The sequence below is a fragment of the Shewanella sp. 0m-8 genome (assembly GCF_052977265.1).
This window is the reverse complement of sequence record NZ_JBRIMB010000026.1, coordinates 48,812-64,626: the sequence shown is the minus strand read 5'-3', so window position 1 is coordinate 64,626 and position 15,815 is coordinate 48,812. Positions and strand designations below refer to the sequence as shown.

The following is a 15,815-nucleotide window of genomic DNA, read 5'->3' as shown; positions in this document are numbered from 1 at the left end:
AAGTAGCAATCTAAGTAGCAATCTAAGTAGCAATCTAAGTAGCAATCTAAGTAGCAATCTAAGTAGCAATCTAAGTAGCAATCTAAGTATTGACCTAATTACCAATCTAAGTGTTGTTGTAATGGTCAAATGTGTGACATGAAAGCGTAATAATCCAAACTCACTCTTCTAACCCCAATGCTCCACCCCCTATGCCCCGCGATGGCTCCAAATACTCCTTCAACCGCCTTTAAAAGTACTCTTTCAACTTTTATTATTCATCTTTTCTTATGCACCCTTCCTTATTCAAAGCTTCTTGTTCAATCGTCCTTGTTAAAGTCCACTTTCAGTGAGGCCAGCCATTCTTATTTAAGATCAGCTATCCGTTTTGTCAGAGCCAAGCTAGAAGATAAAAGCTAGCCTTCAGGTGTTAGGTTTTGGCTGTTGTTTTTTGGTTATCGATGACAGGGGCTAAATTAAAAAGCCCAAACGAATGTTTGGGCTTGTACGATTCAATTGGCCTAAGCAAATTGAAGGACAATTAACGACTTTGAGTTAGCTGATATAACTCTGGCCAGCGTAAACCACAAAGTGTCTCAGTGCTAATACGCCTAGAATGGTGCTGCACGATACCGTGATCAAGAAGCCTTTAGTATGTCGCCAAGCCTTAGGTGCTAATGTACTCGCAAGAACGGGGACCACAAGACCTAAGCCCACTACGCCAAGCCAGAACACACTCGCCCAAGTACCTGTTGTAATTGCTGCTGTTGCCGCTTGCGCCGCTGGGCCTGAAAAGTTAAGCCCGACAAACAGCAGTACCAAACAAAGTGCTTCGTTAAAGGCCACTGGGTACTCGATACGGTGCACCTGCTCGATACAATCTGATTCTTTCTTACTAAAGAACAAGGTCGCCACCAAAATGTTACCCGCTGAGCCCACTGATAAGGCGGATGCTAAAAACAGCGCAGGCAATACCGCCGTGTTTAAAATAGGGTAGCTAATCAAGGCTGAAAGTAAGAAACCGGTATAAACACCGACACCTAGACCTAGGGCGAAAATCAGCTTATTAATGCTATTTTCCAACTGGCGACAAACTTTTAATGTTCCTGCAAGCCAAGGTGCGTAATGCAGCACTTGTTTTTCAAATACGATTGCTGCAAAAACAAACACTAACGGAATATAAACCAGCAGTGCTATCACCCCCCATGCCATCACTGACGTCAGGTTGTAGTTAAGCAGGATGTGATAAAACTCAAACGGTTTAGTCAGATCCAGTACCAGCAGCGCCATACCTAAACTGATCGCCACAGGGCCAATGACCGCTGCCGCCTTAATCACAGGTAAACCTTCGGTTGGTTGACCACGACTTTGCTTGTACCATTTAAGTCCAATGGCTACCAGCATAGAGCCAGCTGACAAACCCGCCATGAATAAGTACACCGCGATAATCCAGTTCCACACTACCGGATCGTATTGTTCCATCGAGCCCCAGATATTGTTCATGCTTTGATCCCTCCTTTACGGCTAGGAATGCGGTAGACCCGCGGTTCAGTGCCTAGGTTTACCTTTTGTTGGTAGTGCGGTTTGGTGTCTAACACTTTACGCACTTCAGAGTTCATGTCATTGGCATCACCAAAGGTTAATGCTTGAGTTGGACAAACGGTGACACATGCAGGCTCTTCACCGCGGGCTAAACGTGTCTCTTTACAGAAATCACACTTATCTGGCACCCGAGTTTCTGGGTTAATAAAGCGAACCTTATAAGGGCAAGCCGCAACACAATATAGACAACCAACACACTTGCCTTCATTGATGGAAACAATGCCATCATCATTCACATAGGCCGCGCCCGTTGGGCAAACTTTAACGCAAGGTGCATTTTCACACTGCTCGCAAGACACACGATTATATTTAAAATGTAAGTGTGGGAAGTTACCGTACGGCCCCTCGATTCTGACCTGAATTCGAGTCACCGACTCAGGCACATTGTTTTCACTGCGGCAAGCCACGTTGCATGCTTGGCAGCCAATGCACTTGTTTTCATCGTGCACGAGAACATAACGCTTAGTCATAATTAACTCCGATTAAATCTTGGCAATCTTGACACCGGTAGTATGCAGATTCATACCTGTTACCGGAGACGTCACATGAGGAAGTAAGTTACCGCAATGCACACCTTTACCGGTTGCACGGGCAAGCTCTTTATTCTTTGAGCCGCAGCCCATATAAGCAAATACGGTGTCTGGGCGAATACCTGGTGTCACGAGGGCATGACCTTCTTCGCTACCGGTATCGTTATAGATCCGAATCTTGTCGCCACTTGAAATATTCAACAGACCCGCTGTGATCGGATGGATCCACACCGCGTTGTCAGACATTAAATTTGCCAGCATGGGTACGTTTTGCGTACCCGCATTGGTATGTACAGCCACTTTGCCTTGAATAAAGAACAACTCGTCGGCTTTTTTCATGGTGACTTCGCGGTAGCGAATAACCCCGCGGCCCGGCGCCATCTTCTCCACTTTATCTGAGCTAAGCTCAATCTTGCCCGACGGCGTTTTAAAGCTTAACTGGCTGGCATATGTGCCATCAGCATCAACGGCTTTTGCATTGGGGTACGCAGCAACAAAGTCTCTGACCATGCCACGCTCACGCAGCATTAGTGGCTTACCGAAGCTAACAAAACCTTCATCTTTAATTTTTCTGAGTAAATTCACATCACGCTGTACTTGGAACAGCTGCAATGTTTCCATATTTTCCCATGGGAAGAACTGACCTTGACCTAACGCTGTCGCAAGCTCTTTCCAGATAAGCCAGCTAGGTTTAGTGTCACCAATGGTTTCAACCACACGCTGACGCACGTAGTAAGCAGGGTTCTTACTCGACTTATCGGCGATCTCTTCGTCACGCTCAAGGTAGGTTGATTCAGGTAAGAAAATGTCGGCGTAAGCGGCAGACTCGCTGATATAGATATCGCAGGCCACGATAAAGTCGAGCTTTTGCATTGTTTCAACAATACGGGCTCTGTCTGTCATGGTTTGCATTGGGTTAGTACGGCTCATTACCCACGCACGTAACTGGTATGGAACCGCATCTAGAGTAGAATCGAGAATCGTCTGGTAAATACCACCCGATGACCAGGTTAATGCATACTGTTCATCGACCATATCAATGCGCTTAGCATCAATTTTTGGCATACCATCAACACCTGGTTTCGCTAACGTCGGTGCGACTTTATCACCAGCAAACTTGTTATAACTAGATGCTTTCTTACCAAAGTAAAGACCGCCTTTACGCTCGATATTACCCACTAATACGTTAGCGGCATAAAGTGCCCGGCGCATCTCAAACTCTTCTGTTGTAAACGATGAACGGTGACCAAAATCGACTAACGCATGTGGCGCAGCGGCTGCGTATTCGTGAGTAATGCGGCGAATATCTTCAGCTGGCACATCACTAACAGATTCTGCCCACTCAGGTGTATAAGCCTTAACTTCTTTGGCAAACTCGTCAAAACCTGACACATATTGCGCCACGAAGGCTTTGTCGTATAAGTCATCTGCGATTAGGGTATGACAAATTGCCAGTGCAACCGCAACGTCAGTGCCCGGCTTAATCGCATACCACTCATCGGCTTTATCAGCCACAATCGAGAAGCGCGGTTCAAATACCACCAGCTTAGCGCCCTTTTCCATTTGTGCATTCATCATGCCTCTGGTCTCAGACATGTTAATGCCTTCGTAAAGGTTATGACCAAAGTTGATGATGTACTTAGAGTTGCTTAAATCGCGCTTGATTTTGCCGCCAAACATCGCTTTAGCCGCAATCACATAACTGCCCGGACAGGTAGACGCGTGAGTAAAGGTATTTGGGCTGCCAAAGGCTTTGGCTAGGTGAAACAGATGGCCTGATAGAGAGCCTGATTTTGATGAGAAGGCTACGGTTTCAGCGCCGTGCTCAGTTTTAATCTTATTGAGGTTTTTTGCAATGATACTGTAGGCTTCATCCCACTCAATCTCTTGCCAATTACCTTCTCCGCGCTCACCAACACGCTTAAGCGGCTTAACAATACGTTGCTTATCATAAAGTTGGCTGTGACCTGCACCACCACGGGCGCACACAGCTCCGCCAAATGATTTAGCGTTCTTATTACCAAGAATTGATACGTTCTTGCCATTTACGACTCGGGCAGAGATTGGACAGCGGGTTGAGCACATTTCACAAATACTTGCGATAGACTCTGCACTACCTTGCAGCTCAGAATGTCCAAGGGCAGCCAAAGAGCCTGGAAGCGATGCTAATGCGCAAGTCGCTGTGCCGGCTCCGGCCCCTTTAATGAAGGTTCGCCGATCTAGTTTCATGTTAAATCTCCCAATGACAATGATCCTTAGGAGAGCGATGAATTAAGCCCTGTGTTAATCGCTATTTGCAATCAACTCATTCCTAAGGTTTTCCTCATTGTTATTGAGCCTGCAGAGATTGAATATTGTGGTAAACCACATACCGACTATGTGGTGCTGGTGTTTGTGAGGCAATTCACAGTTCAATTTTACGCCAACACAGCGACTAAAAACTGTAAATTGTGGTAAACCACATACCGTAAAAAAGTTTACCTTTTTGCTGGTTACAACGTGTTTTTGATACAAAATGTGCGGCTCGCTTATATAAAGCCAAAGACCGCACATTGCTACTATTAGATAGGATTAACTGCTTGCCTGAGCAGCTAAATTTAACGTTTAAATAGTAACTGCCTGTTCACTGCCACGCTTTTTCAGGTGCACTCTTGCTACGCAGCCAGATTGTTCATCACAGCGATTAGCCAACACAAAATGCCCGTCATGCTCCTTAATCACCTCTCTGCAAATTGCTAAACCAAGCCCTAATCCATCCACTTTGGTGGTGTAGAAGGTTGCCATTAAGGTATCGGCTTCTAATGCTAAGCCAGGACCATTATCAAGGATGGAGATATTGACTTGAGACTCTTTAAAGTCGAGTTCTATACTAATTTGTCCTGTGCGGGCATTATCAGAATCGGCTATCGCGTCTAAGCTGTTTTTTATTAAGTTAATCAACACTTGTAAAAGCCCAACTCGGTCAGCGGTAATAAAAAAGGGTTCGCCTTTAATTTGGGTAGCAACCTGGATCTCTCGCCTTGCAAGCTCAAGTCTCAATAGTGAGGCGCTCTCCTCCACTAAGGTGAGAATATTAACATCCTCCATCACCGCCTCGCGGCGCTTAAGTAACCCACGTATACGATGTACTACTTCCCCCGCGCGAGTCGATTGCTTATGGATTTTCTCTAACAGTTCAATACAAGCATCGACATCTGCTTGCTGCCGTCCCTGCAACCGCATAATACCGCCTTCGCTATAACTGGTAATGGCTGCAATAGGCTGATTAATCTCATGGGCAAGCCCTGCACCAATCTCACCAATAATCGATGCACTTTGCAGTCTTTCGAGGGCAATAGCTTGCTGCTTTAACTGGCGCTCAGATTCTATCAATGAGCTACTTTTTTGATGGAAACGATATTCAATCCACAGATGATATAGGGTTGCGATAATAAAAATTAAAACAGATAAAATGCCCCAATGACGGTTTTCTTCTAACCACTTTTTAACGGCATCCCAGCGGCTGCTATCCGGTGATTTTACGTGCAACTCTTTAAATAATTTAATCACCGCTAACTGGCTAATCGGCGAGGTCCACCCCTTTAGGTTCGCCTGAATTGCCGCGGGGTCATTGGCACTTAAATCCAGTAACGCTTGCGTGATCTCCTTACTGAGTTCAGTGCTGACACCTTCTGTCGCTGCAAACGACCAATTGGGATAAAGGTTAGTGCTGCATTGACACTCGATCCCCTCTGGGCGGCTAGGGTTCAACACTCGAAAGCTAGCCCGGTTAATCAAGCCACGTTCAACCATATCCTCTAAGGTACATAAAGGCGTAATCGCCGCATCGACATTGCCGTCTCGAACTTGATATAACAGCGGATCAAGAGGAAAGCCTAAAAACTTGGTTTGACCAAAATAAGTGTCTGGGTTCATCCCCAACTGATGCATTAAACCGACAGTGGCTTGATAGCCGCCCAGTGCGTGGGGGTCGCTAGCGGCGACAATCTTGCCCTTTAAGTCATATAAAGTGCGATAGTCGCTGTCTGCCTTGACGATAATTGCCGAGCCAATCGCCGAGGTGCTGCCGTTATGTCGCTTTGAGCGCATCGTTGCTAGCCATGACAAAGGGTATTGATTAGAGAGATACAGGTATTGGCCAGGGTTGGTAATAATAAACTGGATTTGCCCCAGTTCCATCGCTAAATTGAGTGCTTCAAAGTTACCTGGGTATACATGAAACTCAGCCTGAGGCACCTGTTCATTGAGGTACTCCATCATAGGTTTCCAGCGCTCAATTGCTTGCTGGTGCCCCCAATTTGAAAGCACGCCAACATAAAGCTGCTGAGGCTTAGACCAAGTGGCAGATGAGAAAAGCAGTACAAATAGACAGAACAAAATCTTAGGCAATTTCATTTCCTTAGGCTCCACTGACAAACTTATTCCCCTACCGAACATCTCCCGACATTAGTTAAAGAGATTGTTATCTAGCGGAAAATAAAAGCACGTTAATCGAATAGAGGAATTGTGTTGATTAGCGATAGCTTACGCTAGGTCCACTTTTTTGCTGCGTGATGCAATTCATGCTTTATGAAAAATAGTTCGCTAAAAACTGGGAACTGGGATATCTATCATTTATCCCCGTATAAATATGAGAAGACACTGTGCAACAGCAAATCAACGGCCCGGTCTATTTAGTTGACGATGACGAAGCAATTGTTGATTCCATCAGCTTTTTAATGGATGGCTACGGCTATAAGCTAAGCTGCTTTAGTAGTGGCGTGCGCTTTCTTGCAGAGATTGATTTAAGCCAGGCTGGCTGCGTGATCTTAGATGCCAGAATGCCAGGACTTACCGGCCCACAAGTGCAGCAACTGCTCACACAAGCTAAAAGCCCTTTATCTGTCATATTCTTAACGGGTCACGGCGATGTGCCTATGGCTGTGGATGCCTTTAAAAATGGGGCTTTCGACTTTTTCCAAAAGCCTGTACAAGGCAACCTTTTATCGCAATCTATTGCCAAGGGCTTAGCGTACAGCGTCCGCCAACATTGGAAGTTAACCCATCAAGCCTTGATTGACACATTAACTGAACGAGAGGCGCAAATTTTTGATTTAGTCATTGCCGGTAATACCAATAAGCAGATGGCAAATGAACTCTGTGTGGCGCTAAGAACGATTGAGGTGCACCGCTCAAAACTGATGAGTAAACTCGGGGTCAGTAATCTAGCCGAGTTAGTCAAACTCGCGCCACTACTCTCCTCACAAAGTGACTAGAGCCGTTGACGTTGCGGCCATATCACAGCTCAAACTAACCGCTAGCTAACAGCAAACAGCAAACAGCAAACAGCAAACAGCAAACAGCAAAATCGTTAGCCGTTAAAGCTGTGGTACCAGTCTTTGATCCGAGGAAAGTGATCTGCGACAGCATCTTTGTGAGTTAACATGCCGCCGTGGTCATAATCATGTTTAAACCCCTGCTTCTTCGATAACAAGGTGTAGTCGACCTGCTTGATATGACATTCTTTTATCATTCGCTGCACATCACTTGGGTTACCTAATACCTTATCGCCCTTACCAGCGATAAACCAAGACTTAGGCCAGTTGGCCTGCTTGGCAGCACTGGCGTAATCAAAACCATCATCATTATCTATCCAATGCCCGCCAACCCACTCGATAGTTTGCCTTAATGATGCTCGAGACTCATTGTCCATCCCTATCTTAAGTTTGTCAGCTGGGAGGTAACCACTGCGCCAAGCAATCAAGGGCGCAAGTTTATTCCACACCAGATTAACCGTAAGCCATTTCTGTAATGACTTAACTTGTATGCGGCGCTTACTGCCAAAGGTCACCAGTGACGCTACAGATTGCTGTAAATGATCATAGCGAGCGATAGCACTCGCCATCAATACTCCACCCCATGAATGGGCGCACCAATGTACGGTTTTAACATTTGGGTGAAGTGATAAAATATATTGCTGAATAAGAGGTAACTGCTCTCTAATGACCTCCCCCTGCCCCCCAGTAAAACCACGAGCCAGTTTAGGCTCACTGAGCCCCCGACCTTGTGTGTCGAGTACATAAACCACCACGCCAGAATCTGCTAAGTAGCAACCAAGCCCCTTGCCAGAATCGCTATAAAACACTCGGCCATTAGACATTGCGCCATGTAACATTAACACTGGCGGCTTATTCATATCAGCTTGAACTGGCACTATCTGCCTAAGATGAAGGTGACCATGCTTATAGGGTACATAAAAGGATTTTTGTTGGATATTCAACGGCAAGTACTCATCTTTTTTTAGATAAGCTACTGAAGTCATAACACAAAGACAAGAGTAAACACTCTAATTAAATGGTCGTAAACAGGTTTAATTCGTCATTAAAACAGCTTTGAAGATGTATCAACTAAATGAATCAAGATGATAGCTGTGTTTTAAAACAAAAGCTCATAACGGAATAGTCATGAGCTTTTTAGTTAAACCGGCCTATGTAACAGCAAAAGGTTGCAGCAAGAGAGTACAACATGCGTGTTCAGGCAAGAGTCGCAACAACACCGAAGAGATCACTTAAGCTGAAACAGATAAGGCAGCGTCTTTAAATCTAACTTATTAATCTTTGCATCTGCCACCTGAGCTAGCTTAGGCTTAGCATGATAGGCGATACCAAAGTCTGCAGCATGGATCATCGGAATATCATTGGCACCATCACCAATAGCGACTTTTTGCCCAGCCTCTATTTGCCATTGCTGTGCACAGTTAAGCACGGTATCGGCCTTAAACTGCGCATCGACAACTTGACCCGATACACTACCAAGCAACCTCCCCTTAGCAATATCTAGCTCATTGGCAAAAGCGGCATCGAGTGCCAACAGCTGCTTAAGGTGGTTAACAAATGGAGTAAAGCCTCCAGATGCGACCACCGTACGCCAACCATGACTTTTCAGCTCAGCAATCATCTCTTTAAGTCCAGGCATGAGTGGTAACCGGTCACACAAGGCTTCGATAATTTGCGCATCGGCATCGTTAAGTTTCGCCACTCGCGCCCTGAGGCTTTGCTCAAAATCAAGCTCGCCTTGCATAGCAAGCTCTGTCACTTCTGCAACTTCGGCGCCCACTCCAGCCATAACAGCCAGTTCATCGATGCACTCAATCTCTATCGCTGTGGAGTCCATATCCATCACCAGCAAGCCTGGTTGATTAATAACAGGAGCATTGGCAAATAACTCGAATAACTCAACACCAGATAGCGCATTGCAAGCAGCCTGTTGCGCTACAGTGAGTGAAGGTTCAAGACAAACCTCAATACAAGTCAAGTCGCAGTCTCGCTTGATTATTGCAAGGCTTAAATCAACACTTAATGAAGTCAGCCAGTTCTCAACAGCAATCAACTGCGCTTGCCATGCTTTATCGACCGCTTTTTGCGCTGAAAAAAATACCACTCGATAGCGTGAAAAGCTTAACGGGTACTCAGCTTCATTATGGCGAGAAAATCTTTGTTTCCCAGCAATTAAAGACGTGCTACTTTCGGTGTTTAACCAAGCAAAAACAGTAGATTGACTCGCATTTTTCATTAGTTATGACTCTCCAACTATCGAGTACAGACATAATCAATTATGATTAAGTGAGTACACAACAAATTAAGGGTTTCAGTGTTCTATTTAAAAGGCCTAAAAAAGAGCCATCGAATAAGTCGATTATTGCAGATCATGGTTGCTATCGCATTATTCATCGGTCTCGATCAGTTGTGGGAAACTAGCCTACTACAAGGGCAGCAGCTTCTAAAGTCCCAAACAGAAAAGATGGCAAGATTACTGGTGCAGCAAACCGCTTATGGCGCTGCACCGGCATTACAGTTAGAAAATGACGAGCAGCTGCAATGGCTTGCTCAAGCGCTTGTTTTAGATCCTAAAGTCATGTCTGCCAGCATCTTTAGTGAAGATGGCGTGAGACTCTCCTTTGCCCAAAGCGTTATCGATGAGGACTTAGAGCCAGAATCAACAGAGCTAACCAATGCATTAGCACAATACCCGCCTTATGTTGAGGCAGTCTCTCAAGATGGTAAAAACTTGGGTTATGTTGAGGTGCGCCTAGAACCTAGGTATTTCTTCAATGAAATAAAAGAGGCTCACCAAATCAACATGGAGCAGCAACAGATGATGCTGCTTATTGCTGGTTTGATTGGTATGTTGCTATCTCGTGCCCTGTCGTTTAAACGTGCCGATTTTGATAGACGTAAAGCCAGAGTCAAACTCAGGCAAATACTCACAAAGAAAAATGAAAAAGCCGCCGCGAAGGCTGCCAAGAAACAAGCTGCGGAAGATAAAAAGCGCGCAAAAAGCACTGAGACAACTGAAGTCACTTCCAGTATCGAGCCTAAGACCAGTGAAGCTAACTTAATAGAAATCAGTTCATCTACATCTGAGCAAGTAGGGAGTGGAAATGGCAATGAAACCGAAGTCGTAAAACACACGCCTAAAACAGAAACAGTAAAACCAAGCAATGCTAATGCTCAAATCGAATCTGAGCCAAAGCGGCGCCCTGGATTTGAGTCGGAATTTGAGTCAGAATCAAGCTCAAAGTCACAATTAGCGCCAAAGCTAACGTTAGAGCCTGAGCCTTCAGCAACGTCAGCAACGTCAGCAACGTCAGCAACGTCAGCAACGTCAGCAACGTCAGCAACAATGCTAAAGCCAGTCTCGACACCAGTCCCAAAAAAGGCAGCTGCGACTAATACCAGCCAGTTAAAAAAGCAAAGTGCTGCAGAGGAAACCCCTGCGGTGAAACCTAGATCCAAGCCAAAGACGAAGGTAAAACCTAAGGCTAAGGCAGAATCTAAGACTGCAGAAAAGCCTAAAGCGCCTGCAAAACCAAAGACTAAAGCTGAGCCAGTAACAGAGGCCGAAGCTAAGCCAAAACCAAAGCCGAAGAGTGAGTAACAATAACTCTAGCGCTTTTTAAAAGCACCGGTACTTGCCTGTAGACTGAAAACAAAAACGGACGCATAAGCGTCCGTTTTTCACACTACAGTCAACGACTGCGAAGTTTAGCGATTACAGAGTAATAGCAGCTTCTAGTGTCATTTCGATCATTTCGTTGAAGGTTGATTGACGCTCATCAGAAGAGGTCTTTTCACCTGTACGGATATGATCAGATACAGTAACAACACACAAGGCTTTAGCACCGAACTCTTTCGCTACGCCGTATAGACCAGCAGCTTCCATTTCGACACCAAGAACGTCCATCTTTTCCATCACATCAAACATTTCTGGATCTGGCGTGTAGAATAGGTCTGCTGAGAAAACGTTACCAACGCGGTACTTAGTACCTTTTGCATCAGCAGCTTTAACAACAGCAGCTAGTAGGCTGTAATCACAAATAGCTGCGAAATCTTGGCCTTTGAAACGTAAACGGTTAACTTGTGAGTCAGTACAAGCACCCATACCGATAATCACGTCACGTACTTTAACGTCAGTGCTGATCGCGCCACAAGTGCCAACGCGGATTAGGTTCTTAACGCCGTAGTCTTTAATCAATTCAGTTGCGTAGATTGAGCAAGAAGGAATACCCATGCCTGAGCCCATAACTGAAATACGAACGCCTTTGTAAGTACCAGTAAAGCCTAGCATGTTACGTACGTCAGTCACTTGCTCAACGTTTTCTAGAAACGTTTCTGCAATGTACTTAGCGCGTAATGGATCGCCTGGAAATAGCACTGTATCGCCAAATGCACCGTCTACTGCATTAATGTGTGGTGTAGCCATCAGAATAACCCCTATTTATATTTTTAGACCGTCGTAATCAACTTAAGTCTTGTTTACTAGCGGCCCAATCAGAGCCGCCAAATTTAAATTCCGTAACCGTTTATAAGCGAATAAATGATTCGCCATATTCCATTGGTTCAAGCTTAAAGTAGCTGGCAATGGATTGCCCCATATCAGCAAAGCTGTTTCGCAGCCCTAATGAACCAGGCTCAAGGCCTGCACCATAGGCTAAAACTGGTACACGTTCGCGAGTATGATCACTGCCTGGCCAAGTTGGATCACAACCGTGATCTGCCGTTAGCAGCAAGAAATCATCTTCATCGAGTAACGCTAAAATCTCAGGTAAGCGAGAGTCAAAATACTCAAGGCTACGTGCGTAACCCGCTACGTCGCGACGATGACCATAATGCGAATCAAAGTCTACGAAGTTAGTAAATACAATAGTATTTTCACCCGCTTGTTTAACTTGCTCTAATGTCGCATCAAACAAGGCTTCAAGACCTGTCGCTTTAACTTTTTTGGTAATACCGCAATGTGCATAAATATCAGCAATCTTACCTACGCTGACCACTTCGCCACCGGCTGCTTTAAGTTTATCAAGCACTGTGGGGGCAGGTGGCTCAACCGCGTAATCGCGGCGATTACCTGTGCGCTCGAAATCACTTGCGCAAGTTCCCACAAATGGACGCGCAATAACACGACCGATGTTGTAATCGCTAAGCTCTTCACGGGCAATGATACAAAGCTCATAAAGCTTCTCAAGACCAAAGCTCTCTTCGTGACATGCAATCTGGAAAACAGAGTCAGCCGAAGTATAGAAAATTGGCTTGCCGGTGCGCATATGCTCTTCGCCAAGCTCTTCTAAAATTATCGTGCCTGAAGAGTGGCAGTTACCAAGAAACTCAGTTAGACCGGCTCTTGCAAGGATTCTATCAGTTAGCTCTTTTGGAAAAGAGTTCTGCTTATCGCCAAAGTAACCCCATTCATAAAGAACAGGTACGCCAGCCATTTCCCAGTGCCCACTTGGTGTATCTTTACCAGAACTTAACTCGTCAGCATGGCCATATGCCCCAATGATCTCTACATCATCACCAAAGCCAGCAGGAAACTCACCGGTGCTCTCTTTTGATGCATGACCAAGACCTAGTCGAGCTAGGTTAGGCAGTTTTAATGGGCCTTCACGACCATCATTTGCCTTACCTTCAGCACACGCTTTAGCGATATTGCCAAATGTGTTTGAACCCACATCACCAAAGGCATGCGCGTCGTGCGCTTCACCTATGCCGAATGAATCTAGCATCATGATTATAGTACGTTTCATAAACTGTGCTCCGTTACAGATCTGACTCGCGGATATAACGATAAATTTCCGGAGTTTTGTCTGGTTTGGTATCGCCAATATGAATCGCTTTTTTCACTGCAGCTTGTGCTTCAGCAAAGGCGTCTTCAGATTGAGCATGAATAAATGCAATAGGCTTATCAGCGTTAATCTCATCACCTAGTGCGCAAACTTTAGAAAGTCCGACGCTGTAATCGAGAGTATCCCCAGGTTTACGGCGACCACCGCCCAAGGTAACGACTGCAAGTCCAAGTTCTCGGGTATCCATTGCCGATGCAAAACCGGCTTTGTCTGCATACACTGGACGAATAATTTGAGAATCAGGTAGGTACTTGCTGTAGTTCTCAACAAAATCTGCTGGACCGCCTAAACCTGACACCATGCGACCAAAGATCTCTGCCGCTTTACCGTTATCCAGTACTGCGTTGAGTTTTACGCGCGCTTCAGCCTCAGTACTGGCGATCCCGCCTAGCACTAACATCTCAGCACATAGACCCATGGTCACTTCATACAGACGCGGGTTACGGTAAGCACCCGTCATAAAGTCGACCGCTTCTTTCACCTCTACAGCGTTACCGGCACATGAAGCCAGTACTTGGTTCATATCAGTTAGCAATGCAGTTGTCTTAGTGCCCGCTCCGTTTGCGACAGCGGTAATACTGCGTGCGAGCTCTTCAGAGGCTTCATAAGTCGGCATAAATGCGCCAGTACCGACTTTGACGTCCATCGCCAAAGCATCAAGACCTGCGGCAAGCTTTTTAGAAAGAATAGAAGCTGTGATTAAAGAGATAGACTCTACGGTCGCGGTATTATCACGAATAGAATAGAAACGCTTGTCAGCTGGAACGAGATCGCCTGTTTGACCAATAATGGCCACACCCGCTTCTTTTACAACTTTGCGGAACAGCGCACTATCAGGTTCGGTATTATAGCCAGGAATGGCATCGAATTTATCGAGCGTACCGCCTGTATGGCCTAGACCCCGGCCAGAAATCATCGGCACATAACCACCACAAGCAGCAGCCATTGGGCCTAACATCAAACTAATGACATCTCCCACACCACCGGTTGAGTGCTTATCAATAATTGGACCATTAAGGTCGAGCGATTTCCAGTCTAGTACTGTGCCAGAATCGCGCATCGCCGTAGTAAGCGCAATACGTTCATCCATGTTCATGTCGTTGAAATAGACCGCCATGCCTAGGGCTGCGATCTGACCTTCTGAAACAGTATTGTTGGTGATACCGTTGACGAAGAATTGGATCTCTTCAGTCGAAAGAACTTCAGCATTACGTTTTTTACGAATAATTTCTTGAGCTAAAAACATGTACTACCTCCAAGAGTGTAACTGAGTTCCTAATAAATAGTGCTTTCAGTTAGCATTCCGCTAAAGGGAATCAAAAGTCGTAATATTGTTACATACTAACGAACTTTTGATACACCTAATTAGATTTAGATCACACTTAACAACAAGCTTAATCAGTAAAGATTAGTAACCTTGTGCACCTTGTGGTGCGTCACCTAGCTCGAGTGTATGAAGAAGGTTAGTCAACAGGCTTGAAGCGCCGAAACGGAATGTCGCAGGCGTCGCCCAGTCATCACCTAGAAGACGAGCCGCAACACCTAAAAACTCTGCAGCAGCTGCAGCATCTTTTACGCCGCCAGCTGGCTTAAAGCCAACTTTAGGGTTCTTTTCGCTGATCACTGTCATCATGATCTCAGCGGCTTCCAGTGTTGCGTTAACAGCAACTTTACCAGTAGATGTCTTGATAAAGTCAGCACCCGCATCGATTGATAGCTCAGATGCTTTACGGATAAGAGCTGGATCGGCTAATACGCCAGACTCGATGATAACTTTTAGAATTGCATCTTCACCACAAGCTTCTTTACAGGCTTTAACTAGCTCGAAACCGACCGTTTCGTTGCCAGCCATTAGTGCGCGGTATGGGAATACGACGTCAACTTCGTCTGCGCCGTAGGCAACTGCTGCGCGAGTCTCTAGTACTGCGATAGCGATATCGTCGTTACCGTGTGGGAAGTTAGTCACTGTTGCGATCTTGATATCGTCGCCATCAATTTCATTTAGTGTTTTACGCGCAATAGGAATAAAGCGAGGGTAAATACAGATAGCAGCAGTGTCGCCAGCAGGCGTCTTAGCTTTATGACAAAGGTCGATGACTTTTTGATCGGTATCATCGTCATTAAGCGTTGTAAGATCCATTAAACTAATGGCTTGTTGTGCTGCTTTTTTTAAGTCGCTCATAATAGCTCTCCGAGAAAGATTCAAATAATTAATTTAAAACAGAAAATTATCGCACGGCGATGCCTTGAACTGGCTTATTTTGATTATTGTTATGGGCCGGGCCTTCGGGCATTACCGAATTACATGTTAAGCATCATTTAACGCTTAACATCAAGATTCTATTCAGGTATCCAACGTTGTAAACTCAATTGAGCGCAACCATCCTGACACTAGTGTCACGACTTGAATCCATGAAGACCGGGAAGGGAAATTGAAACTGCTTATTTCAGCCTTTCCGCGAAAAATCCATTTTAGCGCGTAGTAAATCTTATCTATCTAACAATAGACTGCTCATCTTATTTTGTGATGAGTCGTTAATGCT

At 45.3% G+C, this 15,815-nt stretch carries 12 protein-coding genes; 2 read left to right on the top strand and 10 right to left on the bottom strand.

Annotated features, from left to right (window positions below; all coding sequences use genetic code 11):
* Positions 1 to 534: 534 nt before the first annotated feature.
* From nrfD to ACVBIO_RS13295, 4 genes are all read right to left on the bottom strand, one after another.
* Positions 535 to 1,482, bottom strand: coding sequence for an NrfD/PsrC family molybdoenzyme membrane anchor subunit (gene nrfD, locus ACVBIO_RS13310; protein ID WP_447160096.1), 948 nt, complete (start codon positions 1,480 to 1,482; stop codon positions 535 to 537).
* A complete protein-coding gene (locus ACVBIO_RS13305) occupies positions 1,479 to 2,051 on the bottom strand; it encodes a 4Fe-4S dicluster domain-containing protein (protein ID WP_447160097.1) in 573 nt (190 codons plus the stop codon). Before ACVBIO_RS13305 ends, nrfD begins: the two co-directional genes overlap by 4 nt.
* 12 nt (positions 2,052 to 2,063) lie before the next feature.
* Positions 2,064 to 4,340, bottom strand: coding sequence for a thiosulfate reductase PhsA (phsA, locus tag ACVBIO_RS13300; RefSeq protein ID WP_447160098.1), 2,277 nt, complete (start codon positions 4,338 to 4,340; stop codon positions 2,064 to 2,066).
* A 375-nt stretch (positions 4,341 to 4,715) separates the two neighbouring features.
* The gene (locus ACVBIO_RS13295) at positions 4,716 to 6,506 is read right to left on the bottom strand and encodes a sensor histidine kinase (RefSeq protein ID WP_447160099.1); all 1,791 of its coding nucleotides are present in this window, start codon (positions 6,504 to 6,506) and stop codon (positions 4,716 to 4,718) included.
* Positions 6,507 to 6,754: 248 nt separating this feature from the next.
* On the opposite strand from ACVBIO_RS13295, the gene ACVBIO_RS13290 reads away from it, so the two are divergent.
* The gene (locus tag ACVBIO_RS13290; RefSeq protein WP_447172791.1) at positions 6,755 to 7,366 is read left to right on the top strand and encodes a response regulator transcription factor; all 612 of its coding nucleotides are present in this window, start codon (positions 6,755 to 6,757) and stop codon (positions 7,364 to 7,366) included.
* Positions 7,367 to 7,461: 95 nt separating this feature from the next.
* Here the strand turns inward: ACVBIO_RS13290 and ACVBIO_RS13285 are convergent, their stop codons facing one another.
* Together ACVBIO_RS13285 and serB are read right to left on the bottom strand one after the other, a co-directional pair.
* Positions 7,462 to 8,370: an alpha/beta fold hydrolase gene (locus tag ACVBIO_RS13285; protein ID WP_447160195.1), complete on the bottom strand. Its 909-nt coding sequence runs from the start codon at positions 8,368 to 8,370 to the stop codon at positions 7,462 to 7,464.
* 284 nt (positions 8,371 to 8,654) lie between these two features.
* Positions 8,655 to 9,662 carry a phosphoserine phosphatase SerB gene (gene serB, locus ACVBIO_RS13280; RefSeq protein ID WP_447160101.1) on the bottom strand — a complete coding sequence of 336 codons (1,008 nt, stop codon included), beginning with the start codon at positions 9,660 to 9,662 and terminating at the stop codon, positions 8,655 to 8,657.
* 78 nt (positions 9,663 to 9,740) lie between these two features.
* Here serB and ACVBIO_RS13275 point away from each other — a divergent pair, with 78 nt between their 5' ends.
* A complete protein-coding gene (locus ACVBIO_RS13275; protein WP_447172790.1) occupies positions 9,741 to 11,027 on the top strand; it encodes an AhpA/YtjB family protein in 1,287 nt (428 codons plus the stop codon).
* A gap of 114 nt (positions 11,028 to 11,141) precedes the next feature.
* On the opposite strand, the gene deoD is transcribed toward ACVBIO_RS13275, so the two are convergent.
* The 4 genes from deoD to deoC form a co-directional block, all read right to left on the bottom strand.
* Complete coding sequence (deoD, locus tag ACVBIO_RS13270) at positions 11,142 to 11,852, bottom strand: purine-nucleoside phosphorylase (protein ID WP_447160103.1); 711 nt, start codon at positions 11,850 to 11,852, stop codon at positions 11,142 to 11,144.
* Between the two features lie 100 nt (positions 11,853 to 11,952).
* Entirely contained in the window at positions 11,953 to 13,173 is a 1,221-nt protein-coding gene (locus tag ACVBIO_RS13265) for a phosphopentomutase (RefSeq protein WP_447160104.1), read from the bottom strand.
* A 13-nt stretch (positions 13,174 to 13,186) separates the two neighbouring features.
* Complete coding sequence (gene deoA / locus ACVBIO_RS13260) at positions 13,187 to 14,518, bottom strand: thymidine phosphorylase (RefSeq protein ID WP_447160105.1); 1,332 nt, start codon at positions 14,516 to 14,518, stop codon at positions 13,187 to 13,189.
* 162 nt (positions 14,519 to 14,680) lie between these two features.
* Complete coding sequence (gene deoC / locus ACVBIO_RS13255) at positions 14,681 to 15,454, bottom strand: deoxyribose-phosphate aldolase (protein WP_447160106.1); 774 nt, start codon at positions 15,452 to 15,454, stop codon at positions 14,681 to 14,683.
* Positions 15,455 to 15,815: the final 361 nt, after the last annotated feature.

Bases quoted from the DNA above. Each gene is read 5' to 3' on its own strand.
- nrfD (WP_447160096.1), bottom strand. From the start codon at position 1,482: ATGAACAATATCTGGGGCTCGATGGAACAATACGATCCGGTAGTGTGG.
- ACVBIO_RS13305 (WP_447160097.1), bottom strand. From the start codon at position 2,051: ATGACTAAGCGTTATGTTCTCGTGCACGATGAAAACAAGTGCATTGGC.
- phsA (WP_447160098.1), bottom strand. From the start codon at position 4,340: ATGAAACTAGATCGGCGAACCTTCATTAAAGGGGCCGGAGCCGGCACA.
- ACVBIO_RS13295 (WP_447160099.1), bottom strand. From the start codon at position 6,506: ATGAAATTGCCTAAGATTTTGTTCTGTCTATTTGTACTGCTTTTCTCA.
- serB (WP_447160101.1), bottom strand. From the start codon at position 9,662: ATGAAAAATGCGAGTCAATCTACTGTTTTTGCTTGGTTAAACACCGAA.
- deoD (WP_447160103.1), bottom strand. From the start codon at position 11,852: ATGGCTACACCACACATTAATGCAGTAGACGGTGCATTTGGCGATACA.
- ACVBIO_RS13265 (WP_447160104.1), bottom strand. From the start codon at position 13,173: ATGAAACGTACTATAATCATGATGCTAGATTCATTCGGCATAGGTGAA.
- deoA (WP_447160105.1), bottom strand. From the start codon at position 14,518: ATGTTTTTAGCTCAAGAAATTATTCGTAAAAAACGTAATGCTGAAGTT.
- deoC (WP_447160106.1), bottom strand. From the start codon at position 15,454: ATGAGCGACTTAAAAAAAGCAGCACAACAAGCCATTAGTTTAATGGAT.